The sequence below is a fragment of the Pseudorhodobacter sp. MZDSW-24AT genome, from assembly GCF_002794355.1.
Classification (GTDB): Bacteria; Pseudomonadota; Alphaproteobacteria; order Rhodobacterales; family Rhodobacteraceae; genus Pseudotabrizicola.
This window is the reverse complement of the sequence record NZ_PGOI01000007.1, coordinates 265,465-287,791: the sequence shown is the minus strand read 5'-3', so window position 1 is coordinate 287,791 and position 22,327 is coordinate 265,465. Positions and strand designations below refer to the sequence as shown.

Below are 22,327 nucleotides of genomic sequence, written 5' to 3'. Positions count from 1 at the left end.
TGCGGGTGCGGCTGTGAGTGGCGGCTCTCCTTGTCGCGGGCGCAGGGCGGTGTCAATCGACGTTGCGTCCTGCTTTCCCCGCGCGAAGAAAAACCGTTAGGGTTGCCACAGATTCAGGAGGGTTCCATGGCCGTTTCGTCGCATGATGTTTTCATTCTGTCTGCCACGCGGTCCGCGATTGGCGGTTTTGGCGGGTCGCTGGCGGCGGTGCCGCCGATTGAGGTGGCGGCGCAGGTGATGACGGCAGCGCTGGCGCAGGCGGGGGTTGCGGGCGCACAGGTGGGCCATGTGGTGATGGGCCATGTGATCAACACCGAACCGCGCGACATGTATCTGAGCCGGGTGGCCGCGATGCAGGCGGGCATTCCCGAGACCACGCCCGCGCTGAACGTGAACCGGCTGTGCGGGTCGGGCGCGCAGGCGGTGGTGTCGGCGGTGCAGGCGCTGATGCTTGGCGATTGCGCGGTGGCGGTGGCGGGCGGGGCCGAGAGCATGAGCCGATCGCCCTATATTCTGCCCGCCGCGCGTTTTGGCCAGAAGATGGGCGACACCCGCGCGCTGGACATGATGACGGGGGCGCTGACCTGCCCCTTTGGCACCGGCCATATGGGGGTGACGGCAGAAAACGTGGCGGCGCAGCATGGCATCAGCCGCGCGGCGCAGGATGCCTTTGCGCTGGAAAGCCAGAAGCGCGCTGCCCGCGCGATCGAAGCCGGGCTGTTTGCCGGGCAGATCACGCCGATCAAGGTGGAGACGCGCAAGGGCGTGGTGGAATTCGCGGTGGATGAGCACCCGAAGGCCACCTCGCTCGACGCGCTGTCGGGGCTGAAACCGGTGTTCCAGAAGGATGGCACGGTGACGGCGGGCAATGCCAGCGGGATCAATGACGGCGCGGCGGCGCTGGTGCTATCGCGCGGGGTGCCTGCGGGGGCCAAGGCGCGGGCGCGGGTGATGGGCTATGCCCATGCCGGGGTGGACCCGAAGATCATGGGGATCGGCCCGGTGCCCGCGGTCGAGGCGCTGTGCGCCAAGCTGGGCATGAAGCCTGCCGATTTCGACATTGTGGAATCGAACGAGGCCTTTGCCGCGCAGGCGATTGCGGTGAACCGCGAATTGGGGCTGGACCCGGCGCGGGTGAACCCGAATGGCGGCGCCATTGCGCTGGGGCATCCGGTAGGGGCCACGGGCGCGATGCTGGTGGTGAAGGCGCTGCACGAGCTGGAACGCACGGGCGCACGCACCGCGCTTATCACCATGTGCATCGGCGGCGGGCAGGGCATCGCCTTGGGGATCGAGCGGGTCTAACGCAGGCGGACCTGCGCCCGGGCCGAGCGGCCTTGGGCATCGATCACCGAGAGGCTGACAAAGCCGGTGCCGGGAAGGGTGAGGAGTGCGCTGCGGGCGCGGTTTTGCACCACGACCGGCACCCCATCGGCCAGCCATGTGAAAGGGGCGGTGCCGCCCGCCACCTTGACCAGCAGCGCGCCCTCCAGAAGCTCGACCTCGGCCCCGTCGGGCGGGAAGGCGATGCCGGGGGCATCGGCATCGGCGGTGAGCGTATCGCGGGGGCGGAAGCGTTGCAGCGGTTGCGGCAGTTGGGTGTTGGCGACCAGCAGCGTGGCAGGCGGCGCGGGCGGCTGTGGCGTGAGGCCCGGCGCGACGCGGGCAAAGGCCTGAAACAGCACGGGTGCGGCAAGCTCGGCCCCGAAGGCACCGGGCACCGGGGTGCCATCGGCGCGGCCCAGCCAGACGCCCACCACATGCCGCCCATCATAGCCGATGGCCCAGGTGTCGCGGTGGCCGTAGCTGGTGCCGGTTTTATAGGCCAGCCGGTTGGCGGGCGCGCCGGGGGGCGGGGCAAGGCCTGCCAGAATGTCGCCGATCTGCCACGCGGCGGGGGCCGAAAGCAGGCGCTGGCCTTCGGCGCGGGTGCCGTCTTGCTGCCATGTCAGCGGCAGGGCCACGCCACCGCGCGCGATGGCGGCGTAAAGCTGCACCATATCGGTCAGGCTGATGCCGATGCCGCCCAGACCGATGGCAAGGCCGGGCTGGCCGCCGGGGATGACGGCGCGGATGGCGGCCTTGTCCAGCGCCGCCAGAAGGCGGGGCGGGCCCATCGCATCCAGAAGCTGCACCACCGGCAGGTTGAGCGAAAGTTGCAGCGCCTCACGCGCCCGGATGGTGCCGCGAAACTGGCGGTCAAAGTTCTGCGGCGCATAGGTGCCAAAGCGCTGCGGGCGGTCCTCCATCAGGGTTTCCGGATGGGCGAGGCCTTGGTCAAAGGCAAGGCCATAGATCAGCGGTTTCAGGGTCGAGCCGGGGCTGCGCAGCGCGGTGGTCATATCGACAAAACCGGCGCGCTGATCGGCGGCAAAGGCGGCGGAGCCGACGGAGGCGAGGATTTCGCCGGAGCGATGGTCGGCGGCGACGATGGCGATTTGCAGCCGCGCGCCTTGGTGGGCGATCACGTCGCGGGCGAGGGATTCGAGGCTGCGTTGCAGGCTGGCCTTGAGCGTGAGCGGATGGCGCTGGGCGCTGGGGGCGCTTAGGCGCGCGCGGTCGGCCAGATGCGGGGCGAGCGCGGGAAAGGGCAGTCGGGCGTGCGGCACGGGTTCGGTCTGCGCGCCGGTGATCTGATCGGGGGGCAAGGTGCCATCGCGAAGCGCGCGCGCCAGCACACGGTCGCGCGCGGCCACGGCGCGGGCATGGGCGCGGTCGGGGCGGCGGGATTCCGGGGCCTGCGGGATGGCGACCAAGAGCGCCGCCTGTGCCGGGGTCAGGCGGCGGGGTTCCTTGCCGAAATAGGCGAAAGAGGCGGCGCGCACGCCTTCGAGATTGCCGCCAAAGGGGGCTAGGTGCATGTAGAGTTGCAGGATCTGATCCTTGCTGAGCCGCCGTTCCAGCGCCCAGGCCACCCGCATCTGCCGCCACTTGCCGCCCATCGCCCCGGTGCCGGAGTTTTCCAGCAGCCGCGCCACCTGCATGGTGAGGGTGGAGCCCCCCGAGATGACACGGCCATGCCGCAGGGCCTGTGCGACCGCGCGGGCCATGGCGCGCAGGTCCACGCCGCCGTGGTGGTAAAAGCGTTTGTCCTCATAAGCGATCAGCAAGGCGCGGTAATCGGCATCCACCTGCGCCAGATCCACGCCCATGCGCCAGCGGCCATCGGCCACGGTATAGGCGCGCAGGAGCGTGCCGTCGCGGTCCGTCACCTCGACCGAGGTTTCCACCTCCAGCGGCGGCAGGGTGGTGGCGTTCACCCAGTCGTCAAACCGGTCGCGGGCCAGCCCGGAGAGGAACAGGCCCGCGGCAAGGGCGAGGACAAGGCGCGCCCGCATCACTCGGCAATCGTCACCCGCCCTGTGTCGGACCGGGCGCGGAAGGACGGGCGAAACATATCCTCGACCGAGGCGGCGGGGTGGTGGAATGTGCCCGGCGAGATGGCGCGCACGATATAGGCGAGCCGGAAGGCATTGCCATCGCGGCGGTCGATGGCGGTGAGGAAGCGGTCTTGGCGGAATTCGCTGTGCGCGACGTCGGATTCGAGGCTGAGCCAGTCCAGATTGGCCATGGACCCGCCCGCGATCAGGTTGGGATTGTCGATCTCGAACCCGGCGGGGAGGGGATCGGCCACCATCAGCCGCGCCTCACCGCTGCCAAAAGGCGTGACCTCGATCACCGTGACCAGACGGTCGCCGGTGCGGACGCTGTCGAGCGTGGTGGGCGCGCCGTCCAGCGTGTAATAGCTGCGGGTGATGGCATAGCCATTGCCGCCCGCGGGCTGCGGTTCGCTGGGCGTGCCATAAGCGGTGAGCGTGAGCTGGGTATCCGCCCCGCTGTTTTGCACCGTGACCGGGCCAGAGCCGGGGGTCAGCACCTTGACCAGCGGGCCGGTGAGGGGGCCGCCGTTCAGGGTGATGCCGTCCAGACCGGGGCGGTCGATCAGGGCGTGGGTGGCCATCAGCGCCCATGTCGCCTCTTGGGTGGAGAGGGGCGCGCTGTTGCCCGAGATGCGCTGGATCAGCGCGTCGCGGTTGAGGGCTTGGGTGTCCGCATCCACCGCCAGCGTGAGGATGGCGGCGGCGTCGCGGAAGTGGGTGCCGTAATCGGCGCGGAAGCTTTGTTCGGTTTCGCTGCGGCTCAGCTCCATCAGCCGGGCATTGGCGCGGCGGAACATGGCATCGGCGCGGGGCTGGTCGCCATAGCTTGCCAGCGCGGCCCCCAGTTGCGCCTGCGCCAGCGCGGTGCCGAAGGCATCGGCCTTGACATCGGCGTAATAGCGCAGATCGCCGATGGCGGCGGCGCCTTCGCGGGCGAGCACCATCAGCGCATAGGCCAAGGCTTCGCCGCCGCCATTGGTGGAGGCGTCGAAGTCGGGGGCGTAGTTCACCTGATTGCGCAAGGAATCGAGCGCGGCGCGGAAGGCCTGATCGGGGACCGCGTGGCCTTGGGCGCGGGCGCGGCTGAGGAAATCGGTGACATAGGCATCGAGCCACAGATCGCCCGCGCCGGGGGACCAAAGGCCAAAGCCGCCCTCGGCGCCCTGGTTTGTCAGGATTTCCGCCACCGCCTGTTCGATGCGCTGGGCGATGTTGTCCGCGCCTTGCAGGTCCATCGCTTGCGCCACCTGATCGAAGTAGAGAAGCGGCAGGGCCTTGGACGTGATCTGTTCGGTGCAGCCATAGGGGTAGCGGTCCAGCGCGGCCAGAAGGCCGGGGGCGTCCATCTGGGCCAAGGGGCCGATGGCCATGCTGGCCTTGGCCGAGGCCAGCGACAGGCCCGCGAACAGGCTGTCATCCAGCGTGAGCGTCTGGCCTTGGGCGAGCGTCAGGCGAGTGGTGCGCGCCACCTCGGGGTCATTCGCCTGCACCGGCAGGGAGAGGGTTTTCACCAGTTGCTTGCCATCGGGCGTGGTGAGGTTGACGGTGAGCGTCCGCAGGCCCGCGTCCCCGGCGGTGACGGGGATGGCAAAGGTGGCTTTGGCCTGATCGCCAAGGTCAAAGCCCGAGGGCACCGCGCCCAAGCTGAGGCCCTCGGCGGTGACATCCAGCCCCATGCGGCCCGAGGGGCCGGTGGCGTGGACGATTTCCAGAAGCATCCGGCTGGAGTCGCCCGGGGCGAGGAAGCGCGGCAGGCTTGCGGTGACAACGACGGGATCGCGCACCAGCACATCGGCATGCGCCTGTCCCACGGCTTTGGCCGACCACGCCACCGCCATGATCTTCACGCTGCCGTTGAAAGCGGGCAGGGTAAAGCTGGTGCGGGCATAGCCATCGGCCCCCACCTGCACCGGACCGGTGAAATAGGCGACCAGTTCTTCGGTGGGGGGCGGGGCCTGAAGCCGGGCCTGCGCGCCCGCATCGCCGCCCGAGCGCACGCTGCCTTGCGCGCCGTTCAGACCGTCGATCAGGCGGCCATAGACATCGCGGATGCCGACGCCCAGCTTGCGCTGACCAAAGTAATGCGCCGAAGGATCGGGCGGCGCAAAGGCGGTGAGGTTCAGGATGCCCTGATCCACCGCCGCGATGGTGACCCAGGCCGCTTCGCCCGGGGCAAGGCCTGCCACGTTGACCGCCACATCCAGCGGCGCCCGCGGGGCGGCCTCGATCTGGGTTTCCACCGTCACGTCAAGCTGGCGTGCGCCGGGATCGACGGCGGCATGGGCAAGACCCAGCGCGCGGGCCGGGTTGCGGCCTGCGGCCACATCCATCGGGCGCAGCACCGAGGCGGTGACATAGACGCCCGCGCCCCAATCCTCGGTGACGGGCAAGGAGATGAGGTTTTCGCCCTCGCGCACCTCGACCGCCTGCATGGCGATGAGCCGGTTCGACAGCACGGTGACAAGGGCGGTGCCCGCCGCGCGCGGCACAAGGCGCAAGGTGGCAGTGTCGCCTGCCGTGTAGGCGGGTTTGTCGAGCGAGAGCTCCAGCGTGTCGGGGGTGGAGGAGACATCGGCGGGGGCATACCAGCCCGCGAAGAAGGGGGTGGAGGTGACCGCGCCGGAGGCAGAGGTCACCCGCAGTTCATATTCGCCCCATTGCACGGGCGCGGCAATCTCGACCGGGGTGGCCCCAAGCTGCGCGCGGCCTTCGGCGGCGATGCTGCGGGTGATGACAGGCTCCCAGTTCCACGCGCCATAGCTTTGATACCACTGGTAATTCGTCTCGACCCGGGTGATCTGCCAGTCCACGTCCATGGCGGTGGGTTTGCCATCGGGGCCAAGGCCGATCAGGTTGAACCGCGCCTCACTGCCTTCGGCGACCACCTCTTCGAACAGGGGGCGCACGCCGATCATCGGGGTGGAGGGGGTGAGCAACTGGGTGAGCTGGCGTTCCACCGGGCGGCCCGAGCCTTCGGCGACGCGGACGCTAAAGCGCGCCTCGAGCGGGTGCTGCGGGGCCTCGACCTCGGGCAAAAGCGGCGAGATCAGGGCCAGACCAGCGGCATCGGTGCGGTCGCCGCCAAAGGTTTCCATGCGCGCGCCAAAGGGTTCGTCATGCGGGCCAAAGACATAGCCTGCAAAGCCCTCGATCTGGGGCGCGGCGCGCACCAGCACCTCGCCTTCGATCGCCAGATCGGCGCCGGGCGCGCCAAAGAGGTAGCGCGCATCGACGGTGAGCGTCGGCAGATCGCCCAGCCGCAGATCGGGCGTGTTCAGCGTCAGGTCAAAGTCGATACGCTCGGGCAGGAAATCCTCGACCAGAAAGGTGCGGCTGGTCAGCGGTTCGGCGGTGGGGTCGGCCAGCACTTCGAGCCGCCAGACGCCGCGCGGGGCGGTGCCTGCGATGGGCAGGGCAAAGACATGGCCCCCGGCGCCGGAATCCTCGACCAGCGTGCGGGAATATTCCACGCCATCGGGGCGCTTGAGCCGCGCGGTGAGCGGCAGGCCCGGCACGGCGGCGGCGGCGCCATCGCGGGCAAGGGCGGTGGCGTAGACGGTTTCACCCGCACGGTAGGCCCCGCGGTCGGTGGTGAGGAAGACATCCACCGGCGGGGCGGCGGCGCGGCCTTCGACGCCGCGATCCGACAGGTCAAACTCGGGGTCTGTCAGCGAGAGAAAGGCCAGATCATCGCCGCCATCGCGCGCCACGATCAGCGCGGGCGCGGCCCCCCCGGTGCCGCGCGTGAGCCCCGCATCAAAGCGGGCATAGCCCATGGCATCGGTGGTGGCCGAGCCCAGCACCTCGTTCGCGGTGGACAAAAGATCGACCGTGGCCCCGGTTTTCGCCGCTGCGGTGCCAAGGCTGCGCACAAAGACATGGAGGCCATCGACGCCCGACAGCGAGGTGAGGCCCAGATCCGACACCACGAACCATTGCCAGCTTGCGGGCACGTCATAGGGGTCTTTGCCGGGCACAGCCGCCTTGAGCGCGTAGACCCCGGCGGGCTGGCCGCGCAAGGCATCGGCCAAGGGCAGGCGGGTGGTGACATCGCGGTTGACATCCAGCCCCACGGTGGCGCTGCCTTGCCAGATCTGCGTGCCCACTTCGCCGTTGAAGTCGCCTTCCTGCCAATTGGCAATCGGCTGGCTGAAATAGCCGTTCTGGAAGGCGCGCAGCAGGTTGCGGTCAGTCACGCGAAAGAGCGTGAGGTCGAGCGCATCGGTGTTGACGGTTTCCACCGGGATCGCCGCCGCTTCGCCCTTTGGCAGCACATAGGCGCGGCCCGGAAAGCGCACGCCGGGGGCACGGTCGCGGACATAGGCGGTGACGGCGACCGATTTCGCCAGTTCCTGCCCATCGGCGGCGGGCAGGCCTTCGCGGAAGGTCACCGTATAGCGCGCGCCATGGGCAAGGCCTTCGACGCAAAGCTGGCGGTAGCCATCCGAGGTGACCGTCAGCCCCGGTTCCGGCAGCTGGACAAAGGTTTCGTAATCCACGCCCGCCTTCGACAGGTCTTCGGAGAAATTGGCGCACAGACGCGGGCGCAGGGAATCGGCCTGCACATCATGATCGGTGATGCGGAAGCCGTATTTGCCGATTGCATCCTCCAGCGCGGCGGCGGTGTCGTCGCGCGGTTGCAGCGCTTGGGCAAGGCGGAGCGCGCCCACACTGTCACGCCCGCGGCCCAGCGTTTCAAAGGCCGTGGCCAGCGGGATCAGGATGGTGTGGCGCAAGGCGGCGCCTTCGGCGCGCAGATAGGCGTTCACGCTGGCATGCAAGGCCTGTTCGCGCAAGGCGGGCGCTGCGGCTTCGTCGCCATAGGCGGCCAGAAGCGACAGGCGCGCGTATTCGGCCCAAGCCTCGGGCGTGTCGGTCTGGGCCAGTGCGGCCCCGGCAAGGCGGATCGCGGCGGGCAGGTCGCCGCGCGCCTCAGCCGCGGCGGCGGCTTCTGACAGGGCGGCGCTGGGCTGGCCATTGGCCATATGGGTGCGGCCCAGACCTGCGGCCTGCGCGCGGGCTGCGGCAATGTCGGCGTCGGAGGCAAAGCGCAACTCGGCCCGCCGGGCGCTGGCGCGCGCCTCGGCCCCCGTTGCGGCGGGCAGGATCTGCGCCGAGATCGCCCCCAGATAGGGCGCGGCCGGGCCTGGGTTGGCCTTGGGAAAGCAGGATCCGTTGCGGCTGTTGAAGGTGAAGGCGGTGCATTGCGGTGTGCTTAGGCAGGCGCGTTCGCAAGCCTCGAGCGTGGTGTCGAAAAGCTGCGTGATGTCGCCCCCGGGCAGGTCGCTGTCTTGCGCCAGCACCGCCCGCTTTTGCGGCACCAAGGCGGTGTCCTGTGCGAAGCCGGGCAAGGCCAAGGCAAGGCTTGCCGCCAGAATGGGACCGAAACGCCGCATGAAACCCTCCTGCCTGACTGCGCGCATGATGCTGGCGCGGCTGCTGTCATGCAAGTCTGCTGCACCCGCTGACACGATTTGTCATGTTAAGCCCGCGTTCATCCTGCCGCGCGTATGGTCTGGCCTTGGGCCTTGCTCAGAAGGGCGAGGCGTGGGGCGGTTCGGCATGGACATGACGGAGAAACTGGCAAAAGAGCGGCGCGCCCGACTGGCGGCCGAGCGTTTGCTGGAGCAGAAAAGCCGCGAACTTTTCGCCGCCAACCAGAAGCTGGCGCTGCATGCGCGCCTGCTGTCGGATGAAATCGTGATGCAGCGCTCGGTCGTGCGCGAGGCGCAATCGCAGGCCGAGGCGCTGAAAGGCCAGAACGCCCGCTTTGTCACGGCGCTGGAGCAGGCGCATACGCAGGCGGTGATGGCGGAGCGGCGGCTGTGGGATTCGATCGACACCATTCGGGATGGCTTTGCCGTCTTTGATTCCGGCCTGCAGATGGTGGCGGCCAACCGCGCCTATCTAGGGGCGTTTCAGGGGCTGAAGGTCGGGCCGGGCATCAGCTATGCCGGGGTGCTGCAACTGGCGGCCGAGCACAGGCTGGTGCGGCTGGAGGCGGAGAGCGCCGAAGCCTGGGTCGCGCGGATGCTGGCCCGGCTGGAGGGCGAGGTGATTGCCCCCGTTGTCGTGCAGATGGCCAGTGGCAATTACCTGCGGCTGGTGGACCGACGGGCGCGGGATGGCGACGTGGTGTCCTTGGCGATCGACATCACCGAACAGATGCGGATCTGGGCCGCGATCGAAGCGATCCCCGATGGATTTGTGCTTTTTGACAGGGAGGACAGGCTGTTGACCTTCAACCAACGCTACCGCGACATTCACCCCGAAAGCGCCGATATCCTGCGCCCCGGCGTGACCTTTGACGAAATCCTGCGCCATGGTCTGGCGCGCGGCAAATATGCCGAAGCCGTGGGGCGTGAGGCGGAGTGGATGGCCGAGCGGATGGCGCAGCACCGCGCGCCCTCTTCGATCCATGAACAAAAGCTGGCCAACGGGCGCTGGCTGCGCGTGCTGGAGCAAGGCACGCCCGATGGTGGGCGCGTCGGGCTGCGGGTGGACATCACCGACTGGAAAGAGCAGCAAGCGGCGCTGGAGGCTGCCCGCGCACAGGCCGAAGCGGCGAACCGGGCAAAATCGGCCTTTCTGGCGAATATGAGCCATGAGATCCGCACGCCGATGAACGGCGTGGTCGGCATGGCGGAATTGCTGTGCGACACCGCGCTGAGCGAAGAGCAGCGGCTGTTTGCAGAGACCATCCGATCTTCGGGCGAGGCGCTGCTGGTCATCATCAACGACATTCTGGACTATTCCAAGATCGAAGCCGAGCGGCTGGTGCTGCACCCCGAACCCTTTGATCTGGAACGCGTGATCCATGAGGTGGCGATGCTGCTGCAACCGCGCGCGCGCGCCAAGGGGATTGATCTGATCATCGATTACGACATGTTCCTGCCCACGCGCTTCATCGGCGACCCGGGGCGCATCCGGCAGGTGTTGACCAATCTGATGGGCAATGCGGTGAAGTTCACCGAGCAGGGCCATGTGCTGGTGCGGGTGGTCGGGCCCGAAGGCAGCGCGGGGATGCAGAGCTTGCATGTGACCGTCGAAGACACCGGCATCGGCATCTCGGCGGCGAACCTTGAGCATATCTTCGGCGAATTCAATCAGGTGGAGGATCAGCAGAACCGCAAGTTCGAGGGCACCGGACTGGGCCTTGCGATCACGCGGCGGCTGATCGAGAAGATGGATGGCACGGTCTGGGTGGACAGCACCTTGGGCAAGGGGGCGTGCTTTGGCTTTCGGCTGACGCTGCCGGTGTCAGAGGCGGCCCCGGCGGCACGGTTGCCGATCACGCTGCGCCGCGCGCTGGTGGTGGATGACCAGTTCATCAACCGCACCATTCTGGAACGCCAGCTCACCCCGCATGGCATCGCGGTGACGCTGTGCCGCAGCGGGGCCGAAGCGCTGGCGACGCTGGCGCAAGAGGAAGGGTTCGACGTGGTGGTGACCGATCACGAGATGCCCGAAATGGACGGCGTGATGCTGGCGCGCCAGATCCGGGCGGCGGGGCATCAGATGCCGGTGGTGATGCTGTCGTCAAACCCCTTTGTCGCGCAAGCGGCGGGCGGCGATGCGGGGCTGGCGGCCATATTGCAAAAGCCGATCCTGCGGTCAGAGCTGTACCGGCACCTGCAAGAGCTGTCGGTGCCCTTGCCAGCCGCTGCGCCGCCCGCCGGGCAGCGGCAGATGCGGGTGCTGGCGGCCGAGGACAACCGGACCAATCAGCTTGTCTTTGCCAAGATGGTGAAGGATCTGGACATCGATCTGCGCTTTGCCAACAACGGGCGCGAGGCGGTGGAGCTGTATCAGGACTGGCGGCCCGACCTGATTTTCATGGATATTTCGATGCCCGAAATGGATGGGCGCGCGGCTGCGCGGGCCATCCGGGGGCTGGAGGCGGGGCAAGGCCATGTCCCGATCGTGGCGCTGACCGCGCATGCGATGGAAGGGGATGCCGCGGCCATACTGGCGGCGGGGCTGGACCTTTATCTGACCAAACCGCTGCGCCGATCGGTCTTGCTGGAGGTGATGACGACGCATTGGCCCAAGGAGACGCGTCCACTCGCCCCGGCGGGATAAGGCGCGTCAGGCCGCTTCGGCCTTGGGGGCCGCGCGCTGAAACACCATCTGCCCGTCGCCTGACAGATCGGGCCGGTGGCTGTAGCCGCCTGCGGTAAAGCTGCGCAGATCATCGGGGTTGGTCAGCTGGTGTTCGCAGATATGGCGCGCCAGCGCGCCGCGCGCCCGCTTGGCCCAGAAGCTGACGGTTTTGGCCTGCCCGTCCCGCTCTTCCAGAAACACCGGCGTGATGACCGGCAGGCGCAGGGTGGCGCGGTCGACGGCGCCGAAATACTCGACGGAGGCGCAGTTCACCAAGGCCTTGGCCTGCTGTTCTTCGGCGAGGGTGGTGAGCGCCTGCGCAAGGCGCGGCCCCCAGAAGGCGTAAAGATCGGCGCCTTGCGGATTGGCCAGACGGCTGCCCATTTCAAGCCGATAGGCCTGAATCGCATCAAAGGGGCGCAGCACGCCGTAAAGGCCGGACAGGATGCGCAAATGCCCCGCTGCCCAGTCCAGCGCCGGGGCTGACATCGTGCGCACCTCCAACCCTTGATAGGTGTCGCCCGCAAAGCACTGCACCGCCGGATAGATGGTGCCGGGCGCAGGCGTGGCGCTGAAGGCGGCAAAGCGGGACTGGTTCAATCGGGCCAGCGGTTCCGAGATATGGCTGAGCTTGCGCAACTGATCGATGGACAGATCGCGTGCCAATGCGGCCAGCTCCAGCGCCTGTGCCGCGAACTCCGGCTCGGTCATCTGATGGCCGTCGGGCAAGGCCTGCGGCACTTCGTTGAGCTTTTTGGCGGGGGAAATCACGGTCAGCATGGCAGGCCCTTTCGTTGGGCCGACAAGATATGGTGTGACGCGACAGTGTCCACCCCCAGCGGTCAGCCTTCGCGCAGAACCTCAAGGAAGGCGGTGCCAAAACGCTCGATCTTGGCAGGGCCCAGATCCCCCACCCGGTCCAGATCCGACAGGGTTGAAGGCCGCGCCTCGGCGATGCGGCGCAAGGTGCCGGGGGACAGGCTCAGCGGCTTGCCCGTGCCATCGATCCCGCGCAGAAGGGACAGCTGCACTTCGGCCAAGCGGTCATAGATCGGGCCCGAGGGGCGGCCGACAAGGCGCTGGCGGGCGGGGTGCAATGCCTCGGTCGCGCCATTGATGACGGCAAGGAAGGCGGCGCCATAGCTTTCCAGCTTTTTCGCGCCCACCCCGGTGACTCCTGCCATCTCATCCAGATTGGTCGGTTTGCGTTCGGCCATTTCGATCAGCGTGCGGTCGGGAAAGACGACATAGGCGGGCACGCCCTGCGCTTCGGCCAGCGCGCGGCGCTTGGCCTTCAGCGCCGAAAGCAAGGGGGCGTCTTCGTCAGAGACCAGCGTTTTCACCGCCACGCGCGGCACGGCCGAGGTGATGGTGTCGCGGCGCAAGGAAATGCTCTCCTCGCCGCGCAGGATGGGGCGGGCAGCATCGGTCATCCGCAGGGCGCCAAAACGGTCGGCATCGGGGCGGATCAGATCGCGGCCCATCATCTGGCGAAACACCGCGCCCCAAGCGGGTTTCGAAAGATCGCGCCCCACGGCAAAGGTGGGGAGTTGGTCATGCCCCTTTTCGCGCACCTTGGCGGTGGCGTTGCCGGTGAGAATGTCGATCAGATGGCCCGCGCCGAACCATTCCCCGGTGCGCAGGATGGCCGACAGCGCTTTGCGCACGGATTCGGTGGCGTCAAACACCTCCACGGGGCGGTCGCACAGATCGCAATTGCCGCAGGGTTCAGAGCTTTCGCCGAAATAGCCCAAGAGCACCTGACGGCGGCAGGCGGTGGCCTCGGCCAGCCCCAGAAGCGCATTCAGGCGGCCATGGTCGGCGGCCTTGCGGTCGGGGGGGGCGGCACCTTCATCAATCTGGCTGCGGCGGAGGCGGATATCATCGGGGCCGTAAAGGGTGAGGGTTTCGGCGGCGGCGCCATCGCGCCCGGCACGGCCGATTTCCTGATAATAGCCTTCAATCGACTTGGGCAGATCGGCATGGGCGACCCAGCGGATATCGGGTTTGTCGATCCCCATGCCAAAGGCGATGGTGGCGACGACGATCAGCCCGTCTTCCTGTTGAAAGCGGATTTCGACCCGGCGGCGGTCTTCGGCCTCCATCCCGCCGTGGTAGTGGCAGGCGGAGTGGCCCGCTTCGCGCAGGGCTTGGGCCAGCACCTCGGTCCGGGCGCGCGACGCGGTGTAGACGATGCCGGACTGGCCCTTGCGCGCGGCGGCAAAGCGCAGGATCTGCTCGCGCGGCTTGTCCTTGACGGCAAAGGCAAGGTGGATGTTCGGACGGTCAAAGCCGCGCAGGAAGGTTTCCGGCGGGGTGCCATCGAACAGGCGGGTGACGATCTCGGCCCGGGTTTCTTCATCGGCGGTGGCGGTAAAGGCGGCCAAAGGCACGTTCAATGCCCGGCGCAATTCACCGATGCGCAGGTAATCGGGGCGGAAGTCATGCCCCCATTGGCTGACGCAATGCGCCTCGTCCACAGCAATGAGCGTGACATTGGCGCGGCGCAACAGCGCCGTGGCCCCGCCCGAGGCGAGCCGTTCGGGCGCCATGTAAAGGAGCTTTAACCGGCCGTCGTCGATGGCGGTGAACACATCCTCGGTTTCCTGATCGGTGTTGCCCGAGGTCAGCGCCCCTGCCTCGACCCCGGCTGCGCGCAAGGCGCGGACCTGATCGCGCATCAGCGCGATCAGCGGCGAGATCACCACGGTGACGCCCGCACGGCAGAGCGCAGGCAGTTGGAAACACAGCGATTTGCCGCCCCCCGTGGGCATGATGGCAAGCGTGTTGCGCCCCGCGAGCACGGCTTGCACGATCTCTTCCTGTCCCGGCCGGAAGCCGGGAAAGCCGAAGATTTCCTGCAAAAGCTGCTGCGGGTCGCGCATCGGGGCCGGGCTTAGTAGAAGGCGGCGGCGTTGTTGATCAGGATGATCCGCAGCGCGTAAATGCCGATCAGCACCACCAGCGGCGCCAGATCCAAGCCCCCCATGTTGGGCAGGAAGGCGCGGACGCGGGAATAGACCGGTTCGACCAGACGGTTCAGGCCATCCCAGATCTGCGCGACAAGCGGCTGGCGCAGATTGAGCACCTGAAAGTTGATCAGCCAGCTCATGATGATATGGGCGATGATGATCCATTGGACGATGCTGATGATCAACAGCAGGATTTGCAGAAGCGAGGTCATGGGCGGGCCTCCTGAAGCCATGGATGTGGGCGTGCGCGCGCAGGGCACAAATTGTTGTGGCAGTGGTATCAATCGCCCCCCCAAAGGGCAACTGGCTTCCGCCGCGTCTGGCTTGACGTTTGCGTAAGGCCGGGGCAGGGGGAGGCGACCAAACCGGAGTGGCTGCGCATGTACCCTTATGTCCGAATGTTCAAGGAAATCTTCAAATTCCGCAAAGCCCCCAAGCTGGGCTTGTTCGAGACGCATGTCAGCCATCACATCTGCTGGCCGTGGGACATTGACCCGTGGATGGAGCTGAACAACGGGCGCACGCTGACGCTGTATGATCTGGGGCGCATTCCGCTGGGGCAGCGGATGGGGCTGCATGATGTGCTCAAGGCGCGCGGTTGGGGCTTGGCGGTGGCAGGCAACAGCACCCGCTATCGCAAGCGGGTGAAGATGTTTCACCGGCTGGAGATGCGGACGCGGATCATCGGTTGGGATGCGCGGTTCCTGTATATCGAGCAATCCATGTGGCGCGGGGCCGAGTGCACGTCGCATATCCTGATCCGCTCGGCGGTGACGGGCGCGGGCGAGCGGGGCAAGGCCGGGATCGTGGCCCCGGCCGAGATGGCGCGTGCCTTTGGCCTGTCGCCGGAAAGCCCGCCGCTGCCCGCTTGGGTCACCGCCTGGATTGCGGCCGATGCCGAACGGCCTTGGCCGCCGATGCAGTAGCCCTGCTTGCACCCGCCGGGGTTTTCGGGCTTTGATCGGGCAAAGGGCCAGACAAGGCCCGTCGGGGGACCGGAATGACGGCAGCACGCAAGCGGATCTGGGGCTGGTATTTCTTTGATTGGGCCAGCCAGCCTTACAACACCTTGCTTCTGACCTTTATCTTCGGCCCCTATGTGGTGTCGGTGATCGGCGATGGCAGTGCGGCGCAGGCGGTTTGGGGCTATGGGATCGGCACGGCAGGGCTGGTGATTGCGGTGCTGTCGCCACTGTTGGGCGCAGTGGCCGACAGGTCGGGCGGGCGGATGGCCTTTATCTGGCTGTTTTCCGCGCTTTATGTGATCGGGGCTTGGGGGCTGTGGTATTCGGCGCCGGCGGATTTCAACGTCTGGTGGGTGATGCTGTCGTTCTGTATCGGCCTGATCGGGATGGAGTTTGCCACCACCTTCACCAATGCGATGCTGCCCGATCTGTGCCCGCGCGACGATCTGGGGCGGGTGTCAGGCAATGGCTGGGCCTTTGGCTATCTGGGCGGCATCGTAGCGCTGGTCATCATGCTGCTGTTTCTGGCCGAAGGCGCTGGCGGGCGCACGCTTTTGGGCATTCCTCCGATCCTTGGGCTGGACCCGGACACGCGCGAGGGCACGCGGTCGGTTGGGCCCTTGGTGGCGATCTGGTTTGCCCTGTTCATGATCCCGTTCTTCCTTTGGGTGAAAGAGCCCCCCAAGCCGCAGGCCATGCCCATTGGACAGGCGCTGAAGGCGGCGTGGCCCGAGTTGAAAGCCTCGCTGGCGCGGCTGCCGCAGAACCGGAGCCTGTTTGCCTATCTGGGGTCGTCGATGTTTTACCGCGATGCGCTGAATGGGATGTATACCTTTGGCGGCATCTATGCGGCGGGGGTGCTGGGATGGTCCGTCACCAATGTGGGGATCTTCGGGATCATCGCGGCGCTGACCGGGGCGATCTTTGCCTTTCTGGGCGGGCGGATGGACAGCCGCTTTGGCCCGAAACCCGTCATCATCCTGAATGTGGTGCTGCTGACGCTGGTGGCGGTGGCGGTGGTGTTCGTCAGCCGCGAGTCGGTGTTCGGGGTGCCGGTGGCGCCCGGCAGCCTTGCGCCGGATGTGGGCTTCTACATCCTTGGTGCCTTGATCGGGGCAGGCGGCGGTTCGCTGCAATCCTCGAGCCGCACGATGATGGTGCGGCAGGCGGAACCCGAGCGGATGACCGAAGCCTTTGGCATGTATGCGCTGGCGGGCAAGGCGACCTCGTTCATGGCGCCCTTGTCGATCGGGGTGGTGACGGATCTGACGGGGAGCCAACAACTTGGCGTGACCCCGCTGATCGGGCTGTTCCTCATTGGGTTGTTCCTGTTACTTTGGGTGAAACCAGAGGGAGACTCCGCATGATCAAGCCCTTGCTCGTGGCTGCGGCCCTGTGCGTGCCTGCCCTGTCGGCGGGGGCGGCGCAGGCCCAGCAGCTGGCCAATCAGCTGTTCGGCGCCCATGCGACTCCCAGTCAGCAAAAGGCGATGCCGGTGGGATCTTATGCCAAGGGCTGTGCGGCGGGCTTGGTGGAACTGCCGGAGAGTGGGCCCAGCTGGCAGGCGATGCGCCTGTCGCGCGGGCGCAACTTTGGCCACCCCGAGATGATCGATTTCATTGTCGACCTTAGCCGGGCGGCGCAGAAGATTGGCTGGGCCGGGCTTTATGTGGGGGATATCAGCCAGCCGCGCGGCGGGCCGATGACCAGCGGCCATGCCAGCCACCAGATCGGGCTGGATGCCGACATCTGGCAATTGCCCCCCGACCGGCTGAACCTGACGCGGCAGGAGCGGGAGAAGATTTCCTCGATCCCCGTGCGCTCGGCCGACCAAAGATCGGTGACCCGGAACTGGACGGCGCGGCATCATGCGGTGATGCGGGCGGCGGCGCTTGACCCGCGCGTGGACCGGATCTTCGTGGCGGCGGCTGTGAAGATCGAGATGTGCAAGACGGCGACGCGGGCCGATACCAAATGGTTGCAGAAGATCCGCCCGGTGGCCGGGCATGACACGCATTTTCATGTGCGGCTGAAATGCCCCAAGGGCGCGCGGCTGTGCGAGACGCAGACCCCCACGGTGGCCGAACTGTCAAAAGGCGGCAATGGCTGTGATGAGACGCTGAACTGGTGGGTGACGGATTATCTGAACCCGCCGAAGACGACGACCAAGAAACCCGTGGACCCTGACGTGCCGCGTGCCCGCCATCCGCGCCAATTCACGATGGCGGATCTGCCCAAACAATGCCACGACGTTCTCGCCTCGCGGTGATCGCGACGGCGCTGGTGGTTGCCCTTGGGCTGCAAGGAAGCGCCAGCCCCCCCTCTCCGCCCGGCTTCATGGGCGCCTTTCGCTGGCAAAGCGCCGCGCCCGGCTTTGGCGGGTTTTCGGCGATTGACCTGTCGGCGGATGGTCTGAGCTTTATCGCGCTGAGCGATCGCGGGCGTTTTGTGCAAGGCAGGCTGCGGCGCGATGCGCAAGAGCGGATCACAGGGGTAGAGGCCGGGCCGCCGACGCTGCTGAAATCGAACCGCGACGCGCCGCTGGCCGAAGGGCGCAATGACAGTGAAGGGCTGGCGGTGGCGGCGGACGGCACCGTTTATGTGTCGTTCGAAGGTGTGGCGCGGGTGCTGCGCTATGCCGAGATCACCGGGCTGGCCGAGAATCTGCCGACGCCGCCCGCGTTTGCCCTTTTTCCGCACAATGCCGCGCTGGAGGCCTTGGCGATTGATGCCGATGGCGCGCTTTACACCCTGCCCGAGGAACTGCCCGGAACCCGTGGCATCCGGTTGCTGACCGGGCAGCCCGGCAATGCGGGCGGGCCGGATTTTCCGATCTGGCGCTTTGCCGATGGCCGATGGACCCAGCCTTTTGATCTGCCGCGCGACGGGGTGTTTTTGCCGGTGGGCGCGGATTTCGGCCCGGACGGGCGGCTTTATGTGCTGGAACGTTCGTTTCGCGGGATCAGCGGCTTTGCCAGCCGGGTGCGGTCTTTCGCGCTGGGCGCAGAGGCGCTGGGCGAGGCCCGGCTGGAGCTGCAAACCCCGACCGGGCAGCATGGCAATCTGGAAGGGCTGTCGGTCTGGCGCGATGCGCGCGGGGCGATCCGGCTGACGATGATTTCGGACGACAACTTTCTGGCCTTCCTGCCCAGTGAGATTGTGGAATACCGGCTGACCGATTGACAGACGCGCCGGGCTGCATTAGGGCAGCGCGTCCCCAACCGAACGGGGGGCAAGTCTCCGCGACCTTGCATAAAAAACGGATCACAAGATGCAAAAACTTCTGCCTGGCATTCTTGCCATGGCCGCGACTGTCGTGGCCTCGAATATTCTGGTGCAATTTCTGTTCGGCCAATGGCTGACATGGGGCGCCTTTACCTATCCCATCGCCTTTCTGGTGACCGATCTGACCAACCGGCTTTATGGCGTGCACGCGGCGCGGCGGGTGGTATTCGCGGGCTTTGCGGTCGGGGTGCTGTGCTCGCTGATCGGGACGCAGATCATGGGCGAGTTTGGCCCGCTGGTGACATGGCGCATTGCCATCGGGTCAGGGGTGGCTTTCCTGACGGCGCAATTGCTTGACGTTGCGGTGTTCGACCGGTTTCGCGCGGGCGCGTGGTGGCGCGCGCCGCTGGTGTCGACCCTGATCGGGTCCTCTGTCGATACGGCCTTGTTCTTCACCATCGCCTTTTCCACCCCCTTGGCCGGGCTGGAGCCGGGCAATGATGTGAGCTGGGCCAATGAGAGTCTGCCCCTTTTGGGCTTTGGCCCGGCGCTGCCCTTGTGGGTTTCGCTGGCGGTGGCGGACTGGGGCGTGAAGCTTTTGCTCGCTTTGGTGGCACTTTTGCCATTCCGGATGATTGTCGGAAAATTGAGCGCACGGATTGCCTAAAAGGGTTTGACAGGCCCTAAATCTGTGTCAGGCTAGCCTTATCGGCAACCATTTGAAAGGAGGTGATCCAGTGTCTAGAGTGATATTGGAGAGACGTGTCGGGACAGTCATGGGGGGTGTTTTCTAGGGGCAACCCCTTAGCGAACGAACCTTTGATTGGGACAGGTTACCTAACTGGCCCATCTCCTTGAACTCGGAAAGGGTCGCCGCATCCCGGCGATCCTTTCTCTTTTTCGGCCCCCTGTTGGACCGACGGTTGCGAAAAGGCGCGCGCTTTGCGCGCATTGTTTTTGTCTCGTTGGCGCCTGCGCGCCGCCTCGGTCGTTGCCTCCGGCGGGGATATTTTTGAACAGATGACAGGGCAGGGCTTTTGTTGGTTGGGGCCTTTGCTATGGTGCGGGGATGTTGAGGATTTCAGACACCATCTCGTTGGCCGACTGGGAGCTGACCGAGAGCTTTACCCGCTCACAAGGGCCGGGCGGGCAGAATGTGAACAAGGTGGAGACGGCGGTGGAGTTGCGCTTTGAGGCGGAACGGTCCCCGCACTTGCCGCCCCCGGTGAAAGCGCGGTTGAAAAAGCTGGCGGGGCGGCGCTGGACGCTGGACGGGGCCATCGTGATCCGGGCCGAGGAGACGCGGAGCCAGACGCGCAACCGCGAATTGGCGCGGGAGCGGCTGGTGGAGATGGTGCGGGCGGCGCTGGTGGCGCCCAAGCGCCGGGTGGCGACCAAGCCGACCTATGGCAGCACCTTGCGGCGGTTGAAGGCCAAGGCGGTGCGTGGCGATGTGAAAGCCGGGCGGGGCCGGGTGGGAGATCTGGATGAGTGAGAGCCTTGAGGCCCGGCGCGCGCGGCTGATGGGGCCGAATGTGCCCACATTTTACCGCAAGCCCGTGCATATCGTGCGCGGGCAGGGGGTGTGGCTGTGGGATGCGCAAGGCAAGCGCTATCTGGATTGCTACAACAATGTGGCCCATGTCGGCCATTGCCATCCCCGGGTGGTGGCGGCGATTGCCGCGCAGGCGGCGGTGTTGAACACCCACACGCGCTATCACCATGATCTGGTGCTGGATTACATCGAGCGGTTGACGGGCACCTTGGGCCATGGCGTTTCGCAGGCCATCATGGTGTGCACCGGGTCCGAGGCGAATGATCTGGCCTTGCGGATGGCGCAGGCGGTGACGGGCAAGACCGGGATCATCGCCACCGATGCCACCTATCACGGCAATACGGCGGCGGTGAGCCAGCTTTCCACGCGGCGCCCGCCGATCGGGGGGCGCGCGCCCCATGTGCGGCTGGTGCCCGCGCCCGACACGCTGGCGCCTTTGGGCGGCAGTCTGGCGGCGCAGCCCGCCGCCTTTGCCGCGCAGGTGGCGGCGGCGATTGAGGATCTGGAGGCGGCGGGGTTTGGGTTTTCCGGGCTGATGCTGTGCCCGGTCTTTGCCAATGAAGGATTGCCCGCCGTGGGGCCGGGGTTTCTGGACCCCACGGTGGAGGTGGTGCGCCGCGCGGGGGGACTGATCCTGTGTGACGAGGTGCAGCCGGGCTTTGGCCGGGTGGGCAGCCATTTCTGGGGGCATGACTGGCTGGGCTTTGCGCCCGATGTGGTGACGGTGGGCAAGCCGATGGCGAATGGCCATCCGGTGGCGGCCTGCCTTGCGACGCCCGCGGTGATGGCGGCTTTTCGCGAGGCGTTTGGCTATTTCAACACCTTCGGCGGCAATCCGGTGTCGGCGGCGGCCTGTCTGGCCACGCTGGATGTGATTGAGGACGAAGGCCTGCAGGCGCGCGCGGTGGACACCTCGGCCTATCTGCTGGAGCGGCTGGGCGCTTTGCGACATGGGCGGATCGTGAATGTGCGCGGCGCGGGCCTGTTCTTCGGGCTGGAGTTTGGCGGCGCGGGGGCGGGCGATTTTGCCGCCGATCTGGTCGAGGATCTGGTGGAGCGCGGCTTTTTGCTGAACCGGATCGGCAAGGGCGGGGCGACGCTGAAGATCCGCCCGCCGATGGTGTTTGGCCGGGCCGAGGCAGACCTGCTCGCCGATGCGCTGCAAGCGGCGCTGGACGCGGCATGACCGAGGCCGAGGAAGCCGCGGGGCGCTGGGGCGGGCAGATCACCCGCGCGCTGCGCCTGCGGGAAAACGCGGTTTATGAACTGGCGCTGCCGGGTGGGCGGCGCGCGGCCTTGCGCCTGCATCGGCGTGGCTATCAGTCGGCGGCGGCGATCCGGTCGGAGCTGTGGTGGTGTGCGGCGCTGGCCGACGCCGGGCTGCCGGTTCCGGCGGCGGTCGCCTTGCCCGAGGGGGGGCATCTGGCGGTGCTGAGGGCGGGGCGCATGGCCTCGGTCGTGGCATGGGTCGACGGCGCCCCCATGGGGGAGGCCGGGGTGCCGCTGGCGGGGCATGGCGCGGAGCAGGCGGCGCAGCATCACGCCTTGGGACAGCTTTTGGCGCGGGTGCATGCGGTAACCGATGCGCTGGTGCTGCCCGAAGGCTTTGCCCGCCCGCGCTGGGACCGCGAAGGGCTGGTGGGCGAGGCGCCGTTCTGGGGGCGGTTCTGGGAACATCCGGCGCTGACTGCGCGCGAGGCCGGGATGCTGGCCGAGGCGCGGGTCTGGCTGGCGGGCGCGCTGGCGCGGCAGGGGGATGCGCTGGGTCTGATCCATGCCGATGTGCTGCGCGAGAATGTTCTTGTGAACGATGGTTCACTTTCGCTGATCGATTTTGACGATTCCGGCTTTGGCTACCGGCTGTATGATCTGGGCACCGTGCTGTCACAGAACCTCTATGAGCCTGCCTATGCCGAGATCCGCGCCGCGCTGTGTGAAGGCTATGGGCTGGCCGCGCCCGAGGCGGTGGATGCCTTCACGCTGGCGCGCACCTTGGCCTCGGTCGGGTGGGCGGCGCCGCGCCTGCCGCCGGAGGACCCGGTGCATGCGCGCCATATCGCGCGGGCGCTGATGTTCGCCGGGCGCTGTCTGGGCTGAGGGAAAGCGGTTGTGCGGCCGATTGTGAAC

Annotated in this window: 15 protein-coding genes; 10 read left to right on the top strand and 5 right to left on the bottom strand. The window is 67.1% G+C overall.

The genetic code is table 11. The features are described from left to right. Positions 1-126 precede the first annotated feature (126 nt). Positions 127-1,305, top strand: a complete 1,179-nt coding sequence (gene bktB / locus CUR21_RS07425; protein WP_100196373.1) for a beta-ketothiolase BktB — start codon at positions 127-129, stop codon at positions 1,303-1,305. Here the strand turns inward: bktB and pbpC are convergent. Continuing rightward, positions 1,302-3,341: a penicillin-binding protein 1C gene (gene pbpC, locus CUR21_RS07420; protein ID WP_100196372.1), complete on the bottom strand. Its 2,040-nt coding sequence runs from the start codon at positions 3,339-3,341 to the stop codon at positions 1,302-1,304. The genes bktB and pbpC overlap by 4 nt on opposite strands. After that, the gene (locus tag CUR21_RS07415) at positions 3,338-8,776 is read right to left on the bottom strand and encodes an alpha-2-macroglobulin family protein (protein ID WP_100196371.1); all 5,439 of its coding nucleotides are present in this window, start codon (positions 8,774-8,776) and stop codon (positions 3,338-3,340) included. Before CUR21_RS07415 ends, pbpC begins: the two co-directional genes overlap by 4 nt. A 166-nt stretch (positions 8,777-8,942) precedes the next feature. On the opposite strand from CUR21_RS07415, the gene CUR21_RS07410 reads away from it, so the two are divergent. Beyond that, a complete protein-coding gene (locus CUR21_RS07410; protein ID WP_100196789.1) occupies positions 8,943-11,462 on the top strand; it encodes a response regulator in 2,520 nt (839 codons plus the stop codon). A 6-nt stretch (positions 11,463-11,468) separates the two neighbouring features. Here CUR21_RS07410 and yaaA read toward each other — a convergent pair whose 3' ends face one another. From yaaA to CUR21_RS07395, 3 genes are all read right to left on the bottom strand, one after another. Beyond that, entirely contained in the window at positions 11,469-12,263 is a 795-nt protein-coding gene (gene yaaA / locus CUR21_RS07405; protein WP_100196370.1) for a peroxide stress protein YaaA, read from the bottom strand. Between the two features lie 62 nt (positions 12,264-12,325). After that, positions 12,326-14,368, bottom strand: a complete 2,043-nt coding sequence (recQ, locus tag CUR21_RS07400; RefSeq protein WP_100196369.1) for a DNA helicase RecQ — start codon at positions 14,366-14,368, stop codon at positions 12,326-12,328. 11 nt (positions 14,369-14,379) lie between these two features. Then, positions 14,380-14,667 carry a YggT family protein gene (locus tag CUR21_RS07395; protein ID WP_100196368.1) on the bottom strand — a complete coding sequence of 96 codons (288 nt, stop codon included), beginning with the start codon at positions 14,665-14,667 and terminating at the stop codon, positions 14,380-14,382. Between the two features lie 168 nt (positions 14,668-14,835). Here CUR21_RS07395 and CUR21_RS07390 point away from each other — a divergent pair, with 168 nt between their 5' ends. The 8 genes from CUR21_RS07390 (at position 14,836) to CUR21_RS07355 (ending at position 22,297) form a co-directional block, all read left to right on the top strand. Beyond that, positions 14,836-15,381 (top strand): acyl-CoA thioesterase, encoded by a 546-nt coding sequence (locus tag CUR21_RS07390; protein ID WP_100196367.1) that lies wholly within the window; start codon positions 14,836-14,838, stop codon positions 15,379-15,381. A gap of 74 nt (positions 15,382-15,455) precedes the next feature. Beyond that, entirely contained in the window at positions 15,456-16,787 is a 1,332-nt protein-coding gene (locus CUR21_RS07385; RefSeq protein WP_100196366.1) for an MFS transporter, read from the top strand. Continuing rightward, complete coding sequence (gene mepA / locus CUR21_RS07380) at positions 16,784-17,689, top strand: penicillin-insensitive murein endopeptidase (RefSeq protein WP_100196365.1); 906 nt, start codon at positions 16,784-16,786, stop codon at positions 17,687-17,689. The genes CUR21_RS07385 and mepA overlap by 4 nt, the downstream gene beginning before the upstream one ends. Next, a complete protein-coding gene (locus CUR21_RS07375; protein ID WP_100196364.1) occupies positions 17,662-18,603 on the top strand; it encodes an esterase-like activity of phytase family protein in 942 nt (313 codons plus the stop codon). The genes mepA and CUR21_RS07375 overlap by 28 nt, the downstream gene beginning before the upstream one ends. 88 nt (positions 18,604-18,691) lie before the next feature. After that, positions 18,692-19,312 (top strand): queuosine precursor transporter, encoded by a 621-nt coding sequence (locus tag CUR21_RS07370; protein WP_100196363.1) that lies wholly within the window; start codon positions 18,692-18,694, stop codon positions 19,310-19,312. Positions 19,313-19,714: 402 nt separating this feature from the next. Continuing rightward, positions 19,715-20,140: an alternative ribosome rescue aminoacyl-tRNA hydrolase ArfB gene (gene arfB, locus CUR21_RS07365; RefSeq protein ID WP_100196362.1), complete on the top strand. Its 426-nt coding sequence runs from the start codon at positions 19,715-19,717 to the stop codon at positions 20,138-20,140. After that, the gene (locus CUR21_RS07360; RefSeq protein ID WP_100196361.1) at positions 20,133-21,386 is read left to right on the top strand and encodes an aspartate aminotransferase family protein; all 1,254 of its coding nucleotides are present in this window, start codon (positions 20,133-20,135) and stop codon (positions 21,384-21,386) included. Before arfB ends, CUR21_RS07360 begins: the two co-directional genes overlap by 8 nt. After that, positions 21,383-22,297 carry a phosphotransferase enzyme family protein gene (locus CUR21_RS07355; RefSeq protein ID WP_100196360.1) on the top strand — a complete coding sequence of 305 codons (915 nt, stop codon included), beginning with the start codon at positions 21,383-21,385 and terminating at the stop codon, positions 22,295-22,297. Before CUR21_RS07360 ends, CUR21_RS07355 begins: the two co-directional genes overlap by 4 nt. The last annotated feature ends 30 nt before the right edge of the window (positions 22,298-22,327 follow it).